Below are 12,715 nucleotides of genomic sequence, written 5' to 3' on the forward strand. Positions count from 1 at the left end.
CTGGCCCACAATGACCCGGTGAACGACCTCGCCCCGCTCCTCACCCCCGAGGGCCGCGCCCTCCTCGACGCCGTGCGCGGCACCGCCCCGGCCGACGAACTGGCCGTCGCCACCAGGCTGCGCCGCGAACACCCCGCCGAGCTGGTCTCGGCGGCGCTCGGACAGGCCCGGCTGCGGCAGCGGGCGGCGGCGAAGTTCGGGGCCGAGGACGCGGAGCGGATGTTCTTCACGCCGAACGGGGTCGAGCAGTCGACGCGCGCGAGTGTCGCCGCCCACCGCGCCGAGCGGATGAAGGCGCTCGGCGTGGCCTCGGTCGCCGACCTGTGCTGCGGGATCGGCGGCGACGCGGTCGCGCTCGCCCGCGCGGGGATCAGGGTGCTCGCCGTGGACCGCGACCCGCTGACGGCGGCGGTGGCGCGGGCCAACGCCGAGGCGCTGGGGCTCGCCCATCTGATCGAGGTGCGCGAGGCGGACGTCACGGAGGTCGACACGGGCGGGTACGACGCCGTGTTCGTCGACCCGGCGCGGCGGGGTGGCCGGGGCCGGATCTTCGACCCGGAGGCCTACTCGCCGCCGCTGTCATGGGCGGTCGGGGCGGCGCTGAAGGCTCCGCACGGCGCGCTGAAGGTCGCCCCCGGCATCCCGCACGAGGTCGTGCCCGCCGGGGCCGAGGCCGAGTGGATCTCCGACGGCGGGGACGTCAAGGAGGCCGTGCTGTGGTTCGGCACCGAGCCGGGCACGGTGCGCGCCACCCTCCTCCCCGGCCCGCGCACCCTGCTCGGCGCCGGTCTGCCCGACCCGGCGGTACGGCCGGTGGGACGCTTCCTTTACGAGCCGGACGGCGCCGTCATCCGGGCCCACCTGGTGGCCGAGGTCGCCCGGGACCTGGACGGCGGCCTGGTCGACGAGACCATCGCCTACGTCACCGCGGACACGCTCCGGCCGACGCCGTACGCCACCGCCTACGAGATCACCGACCGGCTGCCCTTCAACGTCAAGAAGCTGAAGGCGCTGCTGCGGGAGCGCGGGGTGGGGATCCTCACCGTGAAGAAGCGCGGCTCGGCGGTGGAGCCGGAGGAACTGCGCAGGAAGGTCAAGCCGCAGGGGCCGAACTCGGCGACCGTGTTCCTGACCCGGGTCGCGGGGGCGCCGACGATGCTCGTCGGTCACCCGGCCTGAGCGGCCCGGCGCAGCAGCAGCTCCCGTTCCCGTTCGTTGCCGGTCAGCCGCGCGGCCCGCTCGAACTCCGCGCCCGCCTCCGCCGTACGGCCCAGGCGCCGGAGCAGGTCGCCGCGGACGCTGGGGAGCAGGTGGTAGTCGCGCAGGGCCGGTCCGGCGGCGAGGGCGTCGACGATCCGCAGGCCCTGCTCCGGGCCCTCGGCCATCGACACGGCGACCGCGCGGTTGAGTTCGACCACCGGGGACGGGGAGCGGGCCGCGAGGAGGCCGTAGAGGGCGGCGATGGCACGCCAGTCGGTCTCCTCGTAGGAGTACGCGTGCGCGTGGCAGGCGGCGATCGCGGCCTGGAGGACGTACGGGCCGGGCGGGCCGGCGGCCGTGGCCTCGGCGCGGCCCAGGGCGGCGATGCCGCGGGCGACGAGCATGCGGTTCCAGCGGCGGCGGTTCTGGTCCGCCAGCAGCACCGGTGTGCCGTCGGGGGCGGTGCGGGCGGCCGTGCGCGAGGACTGGAACTCCAGCAGCGCGGCCAGGCCGTGCACCTCGGGCTCCTTCGGCATCAGGGCGGCCAGCAGGCGGGCCAGCCGCAGGGCGTCCTCGCACAGACCCGGACGCAGCCAGTCGTCGCCCGCGGTGGCCGCGTACCCCTCGTTGAAGATCAGGTAGATGACGTCGAGGACGGAGCCGAGCCGAGCCTCGCGGTCGGGCCCGTACGGCACCTCGAAGGCGACGTTCTTCCTGGCCAGGGTGCGTTTGGCGCGGACGATCCGCTGGGCGACCGTCGGCTCGGGCGCGAGGAAGGCGCGGGCGATCTCGGCCGTGGTGAGACCGCCGAGCAGCCGCAGGGTGAGGGCGGTGCGGGCCTCGGCGGACAGCACGGGGTGGCAGGTGGTGAAGACGAGGCGGAGCAGGTCGTCGTCGATGTCCTCGGGGTCGGAGGGCTCGGGCGCGGGTGCCGTCGTCTCCAGGTCCCGGCCGATCTCGGCGAGTTTGCGGGCGTACGTCTCCCGGCGGCGGACCAGGTCGACGGCGCGGTGCCGGGCGGTGGCGGTGAGCCAGGCGCCGGGGTTGTCGGGTACGCCCTCGCGGGGCCAGCGTTCCAGCGCGGCCACCAGGGCGTCCTGCGTGAGTTCCTCGGCGATGCCGACGTCCCTGACGATCCGGGCGACGGCGGCGACGACGCGGGGCGACTCCAGGCGGAAGACGGTCTCCAGGGCGGCCGTGGCGGTGCGGGGGCCGGTGGCGGGCTGTTGGTTCACAACCCACCATCGAACACCTTCCGGGGGCCGCGGGGAAGCGACCCCGACCCGCCCCGGCCTCACCCCGGGCCCCCTCCCCGGTCTTCCCCTTGCGGCCTCCGCGCCCGGCCTTGTCCCGGTCTCACCCCGGACTCCCTCCCCGGCCTTCCCCCAGGCCTCCGCGCCCGGCCTCAGTCTTCCGTGATCTCCCGGACCTCCAGGGTCAGGTTCCACTCGTCGCCGTGGACCTTCACGAAGCGCTTGGACCACTCGAGCGCCTCGGCCATGTCCTTGCACTGCATGAGCGCGTAGCCGCCGACGACCTCCTTGGTCTCGGTGAAGGGGCCGTCGGTGACGGAGATCTCGCCGCCGTTCAGGTGGACGCGGACGCCCTGTTCGGAGGGCAGCAGGCCGCCCGTGTCGAGCATGACGCCGGCCTTGGTGATCTCCTCGATCAGTTCGCCCATCCGCTGCATCATCTCGGGGCTCGGGCCCTCGGCAGGCCGGGTCGACTCGTCGATCTTCACCAGGGACAGGTAGCGGGGCATGGTGGCTCCTCGGGTGGTGCGGGGCCGGGCTCCTCCCGGCCTCTCACCCATGCGTCGAACGGAGAACGGCCGGATCGACACCCCCGGCGAAAAACTTCGGGATTTTTTCCGGGACGGGGTCAGAGGGGTGTGGATCACGGGCTGTGGATCAGGGGGTGTGGATCAAGGGGTGTGGATCAAGGGCCGGGGGCCGGGGATCAGGCCCGTCCGAGCGACTCCCACAGGTCGCCCGCCTCGGGCTCGTCGGGGACGACCCGGTTGGGGTCCTCGGGGGCCTGCCGCACCGGCATGGTGACGGTGGTGACGTTCGCGGCGGACAGGCCGTGCAGGCTCCGGCCGAGTTCCATCAGCTCGGTGAGGGAGTCGAGGCCGGTGTCGGTGGTGAGGCCGCCGGTGGCCGCGTCGGCGACCCGGTAGAGCCGGGCGGGGTCGGTCGCCAGGTCCGTCGTGGACATCTGCTCCAGCAGGGCCTTCACCAGGGTCTGCTGGAGGCCGATGCGACCGAGGTCGCTGCCGTCGCCGATGCCGTGCCGGGTGCGGGCGAGGGCCAGGGCCCGGGTGCCGTCGAGGTGGTGGGTGCCGGCCGCGAGGCTGAGGTGGCTGTCCTCGTCCTCGATGTCCTCGGTGGTGGTGACGGTGACCCCGCCGAGCGCGTCCACGAGCTTCGCGAAGCCGGCGAAGTCGACCTCGACGAAGTGGTCCATGCGGACGCCGGTGAGCGACTCGACGGTCTTGACCGCGCAGACCGGACCGCCCAGCGCGTAGGCGCTGTTGAACATCGCGCCGTGGGCGACCTCGCTCGAGCCGCCGGAGGGCAGCGGGCAGGAGGGGCGGGTGACGAGGGTGTCGCGCGGGATGCTGACCACGGTGGCGCCGGTGCGGCCGGCGTCGACGTGCACGACCATCGCGGTGTCGGAGCGGGCCCCGGAGCTGTCCCCGCCGCCGAGCTCCCGGTTCTCGGCGCCGCTGCGCGAGTCGGAGCCGAGGACCAGGATGTTGACGGCCCCGGTGGGCAGCGGGGCGGCGGACTCGGTACCGGACGGGGTGGTGACCGCGCGGGCCGGACGGTCGTCGCCGAGCGCGCTGTCGATGTCGACGCCGCGGATGTTGTCGTTCAGGCGCCAGTAGACCCAGCCCGCCGCGGCCACGCCCAGCACCAGGGCGCCGGCCAGGGTGAGGCCGACGGCCTTGAACACCCTCGACCGCCGGCCCCGCCGCCGTTCCCCGCGCGCGCCCTCGTGCGCGGCCCCGTACGTGTCGCCGTGCCCGTTTCCGTGCCCGTCGCCGCGCGCGTTCGCGTCGTATCCCGTCACACGGGGAACGTACGTCCGAATGATGAGCGGACCGTGAGGAAAGGCACCCCGAGCGAGCTTTCTTCGGAAAATCTTACGACCGGAGCGTCACCTTCACCCCAGGGTCACCGTGGGCACCGGATTGCTCCCGCTCCACGACCCGTTGAACCCGAAGGTCACCGAACCGCCGTCGGGAACCGTCCCGTTGTACGAGGCGTTGGAACAGGTGACGGCCGCCCCCGACTGCGCGCAGGTCGCGTTCCACACCTGCGTGATCCCCTGCCCCGCACCGAAGTTCCAGTCGACCTTCCACGACGACAGCGCTGCTCCCGAGCAGGCGATCCGCACCTGTCCGGTGAAGCCGGTGTTCCACTGGGCGGTGACGCTGTAGGCCGCCGTGCAGGCGCCCGTGGGCGGCTCGGTCGTGGTCCCGCCGAGCGCCTCCGCGATCGCGCGGTAGGCCGGTTTCGGCGCGTAGTTCTCGTCGTACGGCGTCGCCGCGCCCTGCCCCGGGAAGGTGTCCGGGATCCAGGAGTCGGAGTCGGCGAAGCCCCACACCGTGACGCCGGTGCACCGGGCCACCGCCAGGCAGGCGTTCATGACGGCCTTGTAGTCGGCGGCCTGCTGGGTGAGCTTGGCGCTGTCCGAGGGCAGTTGCATCCGGATGTCCAGCTCGGTGATCGCCACGTCCACGCCGAGGTCGGCGAAGCGCTGGATGTTCTGCTGCAGGGTGGCGGGCACCTGACCGAGGATCAGATGGGCCTGCAGGCCCACCCCGTCGATCGGTACGCCGCGCTCCTTCAGCGACTTCACCAGGTTGTACAGGGCGGTGGACTTCGCGTTGACGCCCTCGACGTTGTAGTCGTTGATGTACAGCCGGGCGGCCGGGTCGGCGGCCCGCGCCCAGGTGAGGGCGTCGGCGATGTAGTCCGCGCCGAGGCCGTCGTACCAGAGGGTCGAGCGGTAGGTGCCGTCCTCGTCGAAGGGCTCGTTGACGACGTCCCAGGCGGCGACGCGTCCCTTGTAGCGCCCGACCTCGGTGTCTATGTGGTCGCGCAGGAGCGTGCCCAGCTGGGCGGGCGTCCAGCTGCCGTCGGTCAGCCAGCTCGGGTTCTGGCTGTGCCAGACCAGGGTGTGGCCGCGCACGTCCTGGTCGTGGGCCTCGGCGAAGTCCACGATCCGGTCGGCCTCGGCCCAGTCGAAAGTGCCCCGGGCCGGTTCGACCGAGCCCCATTTCATGGCGTTGCCGGGGGTGAGCCAGTTGAACTCCCGGCCGGCGATGTCGCCGTAGGTCCCGGTGAGCTTGGAGCCGGTGACCGCCGTGCCCATGACCTTGCCCTCGACGGCGGCGAGGTCGCGCAGCGGTGTGTCGGCGGCGTGGGCGGTACCGGCGCCGGCGGTGAGCAGCGCGCCGACGGTGGCCGCCCCGGCGAGCAGGGCGGACAGCCTGGCGCGGAGCGACGGACGGGAGCTCCTCCTCGACGAAGTGAAGGGTGACCTCGACGGACGGGAGGCCGACCTCGACGGACGGGAGGACATGACGGGACTGGAGGATCTCATGGCGGGCGCCTCCGAAAGTTTCGGCTGTTCAACCGATTGACTTCGGAGGAGTGTGGGGGCGCGCTCACCACCCGTCAACCCCGTCAATACGTCACCTTCCGGCCAGCGGCGGCGCCCCCGTGCTCGCCCGCACCACCAGACTGGTCGCCAGCTCCACCCGGGTCGCGGTGGGTGCGTCACCCGAGCGCCCCAGCTCCAGCACCAGCCGGGCGGCCGCCTCGGCCATCTCCGTCAGCGGCTGCCGTACGGTCGTCAGCGGCGGGCCGACCCAGCGGGCCACCGGCAGGTCGTCGAAGCCGACCACGCTCACGTCCTCGGGGATGCGCAGCCCGAGTTCGCGGGCGGCCTCGTAGAGGCCGAGCGCCTGCAGGTCGTTGCCCGCGAACACGGCGGTGGGCCGGTCGGGGCGGGCGAGCAGCTCGCGGCCGAGCCGGTAGCCGGTCTCGTGGTGGAAGTCGCCGGTCTTGACCATCTCCGGGTCGACCGGCAGCCCGGCCGTCTCCAGGGCCGCGCGGTAACCGTCGAGCCGGGCCCGGCTGCACATCATCTGCGGGGGTCCGCTGATCACCCCGATCCGCCGGTGGCCCAGTTCGACCAGGTGCCGGGTGGCGGCGAGGCCGCCCTGCCAGTTGGTGGCACCCACGGACGGCACGTCGGCGCCGGGGTCGCCCGCCGGGTCCATCACCACGAACGGGATGGACCGGCTGGTGAGCAGCGCCCGCTGGGACACGTCGAGCCCGGACAGCACGAGCACCACGCCGTGCGGGCGGCGTGCGGCCACCTGGTCGGCCCAGCTCCGTCCGGGGGTGAGCCGCCCGGCGCTCTCGCTGAGCACCACGCTCAGCCCGGCGTCCCGGGCCACGTTCTCCACGCCCCGGATGACCTCCATCGCCCAGGCGCTCTCCAGCTCGTGGAAGACCAGGTCGATCAGGGGGGAACGGGTCGCCTCGGCACGGCGCCGCCGGTAGCCGTGGGCGCGCAGCAGCTCCTCGACGCGGGTCCGGGTGGCGGGGGCGACGTCGGCGCGGCCGTTGAGGACCTTCGAAACAGTCGGCGCCGAGACGCCGGCCTCGCGCGCGATCTCCGCGAGGGTGGCGGTACGCGCCGCGGGGCGCCGTGCGGGCCGGTCTTCCGTCCGCGTCTCAGTGGGCTCCGAGGGTGTCATGGCGGCGATCGTATCCCCGCACTCCCTCTTGACGAACCCATGGGGACGCCATAGGTTCCCGGAACATTCGAAGTCAAGCTCGAAACATTCGTACCGCTGATTCCCGCTCTGGTGGCTCGCCGACCTCTGACAGGAGCTTCATGACCACCGCCCCCTGGCGTGACCCCGCCCTGCCCGCGGCCGCCCGCGTCGACGACCTCCTCTCCCGGATGACCCTCGAGGAGAAGACCGCCCAGCTGTACGGCGTGTGGGTCGGCGCCGCGACGGACGGCGAGGGAGTCGCCCCGCACCAGCACGACATGACCGCGGACTCCGCCGTCGACTCCGCCGACGGCTGGGACGAGCTGATCACCAGGGGTCTCGGCCAGCTGACCCGCCCCTTCGGCACGGCCCCCGTGGACCCGGCGCTCGGCGCCCGCGCACTGGCCGGTGCCCAGCGCCGGATCGCCGCCGCGGGCCGCTTCGGCATCCCCGCGGTGGCGCACGAGGAGTGCCTGGCCGGCTTCACCGCCTGGCGCGCCACCGCCTACCCGGTCCCGCTCGCCTGGGGCGCCGCCTTCGACCCGCCGCTGGTCGAGGAGATGGCCGGGCGCATCGGCCGCGACCTGCGCGCGGTCGGCGTCCACCAGGGCCTCGCCCCGGTCCTGGACGTCGTACGCGATCCGCGCTGGGGCCGGGTCGAGGAGACCATCGGTGAGGACCCGTACCTGGTCGGCACGGTCGGCGCGGCCTACGTGCGCGGCCTGGAGTCGGCGGGGGTCGTCGCCACGCTCAAGCACTTCGCCGGGTACGCCTCCTCGGCCGGCGCCCGCAACCTGGCCCCGGTGCGGGCGGGCACCCGCGAGTTCGCGGACGTCACCCTGCCGCCGTTCGAGATGGCGCTGCGCGAGGGCGGCGCCCGTTCCGTCATGGCGGCCTACACCGAACGCGACGGCGTCCCGGCCTCCGCCGACCCGGAGCTGCTCACCCGGCTCCTGCGCGAGGAATGGGGATTCACGGGCACCGTGGTCGCCGACTACTTCGGCATCGGGTTCCTCCAGACCCTGCACCGGGTGGCGGGCACGCCCGTGCAGGCCGCCCGGCTGGCACTGGAGGCCGGCATCGACGTCGAGCTGCCGACGGTGAAGTACTACGGCGACGCACTGGTCGCGGCCGTCCGCGCGGGCGAGGTCCCCGAGGACCTGATCGACCGCTCCGCACGCCGGGTCCTGCTCCAGAAGTGCGAACTGGGCCTCCTGGACGAGGACTGGCAGCCCGGGGTCCCGGAGCGGGTCGACCTCGACTCGGCGGCCAACCGCGCGGTGGCCCGCCGACTGGCCGAGGAGTCCGTGGTCCTGCTGGACAACCCGGACGGTCTGCTCCCCCTCGCCCCCGACATCCGGATCGCGGTCGTCGGCCCGCGGGCGGCGGACGCCCTGGCGATGCTCGGCTGCTACTCCTTCCCCTCCCACGTCCTGCCCCACCACCCCGGGACCGAGCCGGGCATCGAGATCCCCACGGTGCTGGAGTCGCTGCGCGCCGAACTCCCCGACGCCAAGGTGACGTTCGCCGAGGGCTGCCCGGTCTCCGACCCGGACGCCACGGGCATCGAGGAGGCCGTGGCCAGGGCCGCGGAGGCGGACGTGTGCGTGGCGGTCCTGGGCGACCGGGCGGGCCTGTTCGGCCGGGGCACCTCGGGCGAGGGCTGCGACGTGGCGGACCTGCGACTGCCCGGCGTGCAGGGCGCGCTGCTGGACGCGCTGGTCGCCACCGGCGTGCCGGTGGTGCTGGTCCTGCTCACCGGCCGCCCCTACGCACTCGGCCGCTGGCACGGCCGCCTGGGCGCCGTCGTCCAGGCCTTCTTCCCCGGCGAGGAGGGCGGCCCGGCGGTGGCGGGGGTCCTGTCGGGCCGCGTCAACCCCTCGGGCCGGCTGCCCGTGAGCGTGCCCCGGGTGACGGGCGGTCAGCCGTGGACCTACCTCCAGCCGCCGCTGGGCCTGGCCGGGGAGGTCAGCAACCTGGACCCGACCCCGCTGTACCCCTTCGGGCACGGCCGCTCGTACACCACGTTCGCCTGGGAGGACGTCGACGCGCCCGAGACCGCCCTCGGCACGGACGGCTCCTGCGACCTCTCGCTGACCGTCCGCAACACCGGCGACCGCGCGGGCGCCGACGTCGTGCAGCTCTACCTGCACGACCCGGTGGCCGGCGTGACCCGCCCCGACGTACGGCTGATCGGCTACCAGCGGCTGGAACTGCCCGCGGGCGGGTCGGCGCGCGTGACCTTCCGCTTCCACACCGACCTGTCGGCCTTCACCGACCGCGCCGGGCGGCGCGTGGTGGAGCCGGGCGACCTGGAGCTGCGGCTGGGCGCGTCCAGCGCGGACGTACGGCACACGGCGCGGCTCAGTCTCACCGGGCCGGTGCGGGAGCTGGGGCCGGACCGGCGGCTGCGCTGCGAGACGCGGCTGTCGGAGCAGGGGCAGGTGTAGGGGCGGGGGCAGGGGCAGGGGCAGGTGCAGGGGCAGGTGCAGGGGTACGGGCGAGGGCCCGGCTCAGTCCGGGTCCATCGCCTCGAACCGCCACCGGTGCACGGCCCGTGTGACCAACTCCCCTTCGGGATCGGGCAGTTCCGGGAGGTCCGCGTCGAACTCCGCGTCCCACCAGGTGATGACGAGGACCCGGTCCTGCGGGGCGCGGAAGGTCTCACGGCGTACGGGAGGGCGCGGGAGCCGCTGCTCCCGCGCCCACGCCAGCAGTTCCGCGCCCCGGCCGTCCGCGGCCCGGGCCTCCCACATCAGCGCGACGGTCATGAGTACAGGTTGTCCTCACCGACCGCGTGCACGTGGTCGTGGTCGTGGGCCCGGCCCGGCACGTGCGGGTCGGTCACCGGCAGTGACGAGTCGGCCGACAGGTCCCAGTCGGAGGCGGACCGGCCGCGGGCCACCATCTCCGCGCCGAGCGCCGCGACCATCGCGCCGTTGTCCGTGCACAGCTTGGGCCGGGGCACCCGCAGCCGGATGCCGGCCGCCTCGCAGCGCTCCTGGGCCAGCACGCGCAGCCGGGAGTTGGCCGCGACGCCACCGCCGATCATCAGGTGGTCGACGCCCTCGTCACGGCAGGCGCGGACGGCCTTGCGGGTCAGCACGTCCACCACCGCCTCCTGGAAGGAGGCCGCCACGTCCCGCACCGGCACCTCCTCGCCGGCGGCCCGCTTCGCCTCGATCCAGCGGGCGACCGCCGTCTTGAGACCGGAGAAGGAGAAGTCGTACGCCGGGTCGCGCGGCCCGGTCAGGCCACGCGGGAAGGCGATCGCGGACGGGTCGCCCTCGCGCGCGTACCGGTCGATGACCGGGCCGCCGGGGAAGCCCAGGTTCAGCACGCGGGCGATCTTGTCGAAGGCCTCGCCCGCCGCGTCGTCGATCGTCGCGCCCATCGGACGGACGTCGGAGGTGATGTCCGAGGAGAGCAGCAGGGAGGAGTGGCCGCCGCTCACCAGCAGGGCCATCGTGGGCTCCGGCAGCGGGCCGTGCTCCAGCTGGTCCACGCAGATGTGCGAGGCGAGGTGGTTCACGCCGTACAGCGGCTTGCCGAGGGCGTACGCGTACGCCTTCGCCGCCGACACGCCGACCAGCAGCGCGCCCGCCAGGCCCGGGCCCGCCGTCACGGCGATGCCGTCGAGGTCCCCGGCGGACACGCCGGCCTCCTTCAGCGCCCGGTCGATGGTCGGGACCATCGCCTCCAGGTGCGCCCGGCTCGCCACCTCCGGCACCACCCCGCCGAAGCGGGCGTGCTCGTCGACGCTGGAGGCGACGGCGTCCGCCAGCAGGGTGGTGCCGCGGACGATGCCGACGCCGGTCTCGTCACAGGAGGTCTCGATGCCGAGGACGAGCGGTTCGTCAGTCATTGATCCCGGTTCCTTGTACTGATGTCGGTTCCGTGGCGGAGCCACTGTCGGATGCCGTGGTCAGGCGCATGACCAGGGCGTCCACGTTTCCCGGCTGGTAATAGCCGCGCCGGAAGCCGATGGGCTGGAAGCCGAAGCGCTCGTACAGCTTCTGCGCGCGGACGTTGTCGACGCGGCACTCCAGCATGACCTCGGCGCACTCGAAGGCGGTCGCGGCCCGCAGCAGCTCGGCCAGCAGCCGGCCGCCCAGTCCGGTGCCCCAGTGGTCCTGGGCGACGGCGATGGTCTGGACGTCGGCCAGGTCTCCGGAGGAGGCGAGGCCCGCGTAGCCGACGATGCGGTCGCCGTCCTCGGCGACCACGTACCGGCGGGTCGCCTCGGGGCCGCGGGAGTGCGCCAGCTCGGACCAGAACATGCCGCGCGACCAGGCGTCCTCGGGGAAGAGGGCCTTCTCGAGTTCCAGGACGGGATCGATGTCCCACCAGCGCATCTCGCGCAGCGCGGGGGTTACGGGTTCGGTCACTTGGGGGTGACCACCTTGTAGTTCTTGGGGACCTGGGCATCGGGCCGGCGCAGGTAGAGCGGGCGGGGCGCCGGGAGCTCCTCGCCCGCGGCCAGCTTCTCGGCGGCCAGACAGGCGAGCGCGGCGGCGGACACGTGCTCCGGCTCGTGCGCCGCGGGGAAGGTGTCCGGGTAGAGCAGCGCGCCCGCGCCGACCGCGGGCAGCCCCGCCACCTGCTCGGCGATGTCGGCCGGCCGGTCGACGGCGGGCCCGGTGAGGCGGGTGCGGGAGTCGGCGTAGCGCGCCCAGTAGACCTCCTTGCGGCGGGCGTCGGTCGCCACGACGAAGGGGCCTTCGAGGTCGGTGGCGTACGCGAGGCCGTCGAGGGTGCACAGGCCGTGCACGGGCACGCCGAGCGCGAGCCCGAAGGTGTCGGCGGTCATCAGGCCGACGCGCAGCCCGGTGTACGGGCCGGGGCCGGTGCCGACGACGATCCCGGTGACGGCGTCGAGCCGGTGCCCCGTGGCGGCGAGGAGACGGTCGACGGCCGGCAGCAGCAGCTCACCGTGCCGGCGCGCGTCCACCTGGCCGGCGGAGGCGAGGACGTCCGTCCCGTCGTGCAGGGCGACGGTGACGGCGGGGGTGGCGGTATCCAGAGCGAGCAAGAGCACGCAAACAGCGTACGGCTCGCGGGGCCCGGGCACGGCCGCCCGGGCACGGAGGCCACCGGCTGCTAACGTCGCGGCGAGGCACGGACGTACGACGAAGAGGTGGTCGCGGTGGCAGGCAGCAGCTCGACTTTCGTGGCCGTGCTCACCGCGGCGGCCGTCGCGACCGTCGGGTTCCTCGCCTACCAGGCCTCGGCGAGCGTGCCGGCCGGCCTCGCCGCGCCGCGGGCGAGCGCCTCCGCCGCGACGACGGAGGCGCCGCGCGACACCAGGAACCCCACCGCGCTGCCGGCCGGCTCCGGCACGGGCGCGCGGGTGGTGTACTCGGTGGCCGACGACCGGGTGTGGCTGGTGGCCGCGGACGGCAGGGCCGAGCGCACCTTCCAGGTCACCCCCGGCAGCGTCGACCCGCTCCCCGGCACCTACGCCGTCACCTCCCGCTCGGGCGCCGTCACCGGCACCGACGGCACCCCCATCGAGCACGTGGTGCGCTTCACCGACGTCAAGGGGGTGTCGATCGGCTTCAGCGCGGCGGTCGACGGTTCGACACCGGCCCCCGACCCGGCCGCGAAGACGGGCGGCATCCGTGCCTCACGGGCGGACGGGAAGGCCGTCTGGAAGTTCGCGACGATCGGCCAGCGGGTCGTCGTGATCCGTTAGACGCCGTGGTGATCCCCGTG

The 12,715-nt window shown here is 74.1% G+C and carries 12 protein-coding genes; 3 read left to right on the plus strand and 9 right to left on the minus strand.

Annotated features, from left to right (window positions below):
• The first annotated feature begins 18 nt into the window (after nucleotides 1-18).
• Nucleotides 19-1,179 (plus strand): methyltransferase domain-containing protein, encoded by a 1,161-nt coding sequence (locus ACGFQC_RS08035; protein WP_363089064.1) that lies wholly within the window; start codon nucleotides 19-21, stop codon nucleotides 1,177-1,179.
• Here the strand turns inward: ACGFQC_RS08035 and ACGFQC_RS08040 are convergent.
• The 5 genes from ACGFQC_RS08040 to ACGFQC_RS08060 all read right to left on the minus strand — a co-directional run bounded on the left by ACGFQC_RS08040 (nucleotide 1,167) and on the right by ACGFQC_RS08060 (nucleotide 6,979).
• Entirely contained in the window at nucleotides 1,167-2,435 is a 1,269-nt protein-coding gene (locus ACGFQC_RS08040; protein WP_363089063.1) for a sigma-70 family RNA polymerase sigma factor, read from the minus strand. The genes ACGFQC_RS08035 and ACGFQC_RS08040 overlap by 13 nt on opposite strands.
• Nucleotides 2,436-2,605: 170 nt before the next feature.
• Entirely contained in the window at nucleotides 2,606-2,962 is a 357-nt protein-coding gene (locus ACGFQC_RS08045; protein WP_363089062.1) for a YciI family protein, read from the minus strand.
• Nucleotides 2,963-3,159: 197 nt separating this feature from the next.
• The gene (locus ACGFQC_RS08050; RefSeq protein ID WP_363089113.1) at nucleotides 3,160-4,158 is read right to left on the minus strand and encodes an LCP family protein; all 999 of its coding nucleotides are present in this window, start codon (nucleotides 4,156-4,158) and stop codon (nucleotides 3,160-3,162) included.
• 210 nt (nucleotides 4,159-4,368) lie between these two features.
• Nucleotides 4,369-5,793, minus strand: coding sequence for an endo-1,4-beta-xylanase (locus ACGFQC_RS08055; RefSeq protein ID WP_363089061.1), 1,425 nt, complete (start codon nucleotides 5,791-5,793; stop codon nucleotides 4,369-4,371).
• Nucleotides 5,794-5,905: 112 nt separating this feature from the next.
• A complete protein-coding gene (locus ACGFQC_RS08060; protein WP_363089060.1) occupies nucleotides 5,906-6,979 on the minus strand; it encodes a LacI family DNA-binding transcriptional regulator in 1,074 nt (357 codons plus the stop codon).
• Nucleotides 6,980-7,119: 140 nt separating this feature from the next.
• On the opposite strand from ACGFQC_RS08060, the gene ACGFQC_RS08065 reads away from it, so the two are divergent.
• Nucleotides 7,120-9,450, plus strand: a complete 2,331-nt coding sequence (locus tag ACGFQC_RS08065) for a glycoside hydrolase family 3 N-terminal domain-containing protein (RefSeq protein ID WP_363089059.1) — start codon at nucleotides 7,120-7,122, stop codon at nucleotides 9,448-9,450.
• Between the two features lie 63 nt (nucleotides 9,451-9,513).
• Here ACGFQC_RS08065 and ACGFQC_RS08070 read toward each other — a convergent pair whose 3' ends face one another.
• Genes ACGFQC_RS08070 through tsaB form a run of 4 tightly spaced genes read right to left on the minus strand, consistent with a single transcriptional unit; the run spans nucleotide 9,514 to nucleotide 12,038 of the window.
• Entirely contained in the window at nucleotides 9,514-9,771 is a 258-nt protein-coding gene (locus tag ACGFQC_RS08070; protein WP_363089058.1) for a hypothetical protein, read from the minus strand.
• Nucleotides 9,768-10,865, minus strand: a complete 1,098-nt coding sequence (gene tsaD, locus ACGFQC_RS08075) for a tRNA (adenosine(37)-N6)-threonylcarbamoyltransferase complex transferase subunit TsaD (protein ID WP_363089057.1) — start codon at nucleotides 10,863-10,865, stop codon at nucleotides 9,768-9,770. Before tsaD ends, ACGFQC_RS08070 begins: the two co-directional genes overlap by 4 nt.
• The gene (gene rimI / locus ACGFQC_RS08080; protein WP_363089056.1) at nucleotides 10,858-11,388 is read right to left on the minus strand and encodes a ribosomal protein S18-alanine N-acetyltransferase; all 531 of its coding nucleotides are present in this window, start codon (nucleotides 11,386-11,388) and stop codon (nucleotides 10,858-10,860) included. The genes tsaD and rimI overlap by 8 nt, the downstream gene beginning before the upstream one ends.
• The gene (gene tsaB / locus ACGFQC_RS08085) at nucleotides 11,385-12,038 is read right to left on the minus strand and encodes a tRNA (adenosine(37)-N6)-threonylcarbamoyltransferase complex dimerization subunit type 1 TsaB (protein WP_363089055.1); all 654 of its coding nucleotides are present in this window, start codon (nucleotides 12,036-12,038) and stop codon (nucleotides 11,385-11,387) included. The genes rimI and tsaB overlap by 4 nt, the downstream gene beginning before the upstream one ends.
• Before the next feature lie 108 nt (nucleotides 12,039-12,146).
• On the opposite strand from tsaB, the gene ACGFQC_RS08090 reads away from it, so the two are divergent.
• Entirely contained in the window at nucleotides 12,147-12,695 is a 549-nt protein-coding gene (locus tag ACGFQC_RS08090) for a hypothetical protein (protein WP_363089054.1), read from the plus strand.
• Nucleotides 12,696-12,715: the final 20 nt, after the last annotated feature.

The sequence above is a fragment of the Streptomyces sp. NPDC048734 genome, assembly GCF_043198675.1.
Taxonomy (GTDB): Bacteria; Actinomycetota; Actinomycetes; order Streptomycetales; family Streptomycetaceae; genus Streptomyces.

What these genes read in the sequence shown, in the direction of transcription:
- ACGFQC_RS08045 (WP_363089062.1), bottom strand. Translation starts at nt 2,962, where the DNA reads ATGCCCCGCTACCTGTCCCTGGTGAAGATCGACGAGTCGACCCGGCCT.
- ACGFQC_RS08055 (WP_363089061.1), bottom strand. Translation starts at nt 5,793, where the DNA reads ATGTCCTCCCGTCCGTCGAGGTCGGCCTCCCGTCCGTCGAGGTCACCC.
- ACGFQC_RS08060 (WP_363089060.1), bottom strand. Translation starts at nt 6,979, where the DNA reads ATGACACCCTCGGAGCCCACTGAGACGCGGACGGAAGACCGGCCCGCA.
- ACGFQC_RS08065 (WP_363089059.1), top strand. Translation starts at nt 7,120, where the DNA reads ATGACCACCGCCCCCTGGCGTGACCCCGCCCTGCCCGCGGCCGCCCGC.
- ACGFQC_RS08070 (WP_363089058.1), bottom strand. Translation starts at nt 9,771, where the DNA reads ATGACCGTCGCGCTGATGTGGGAGGCCCGGGCCGCGGACGGCCGGGGC.
- tsaD (WP_363089057.1), bottom strand. Translation starts at nt 10,865, where the DNA reads ATGACTGACGAACCGCTCGTCCTCGGCATCGAGACCTCCTGTGACGAG.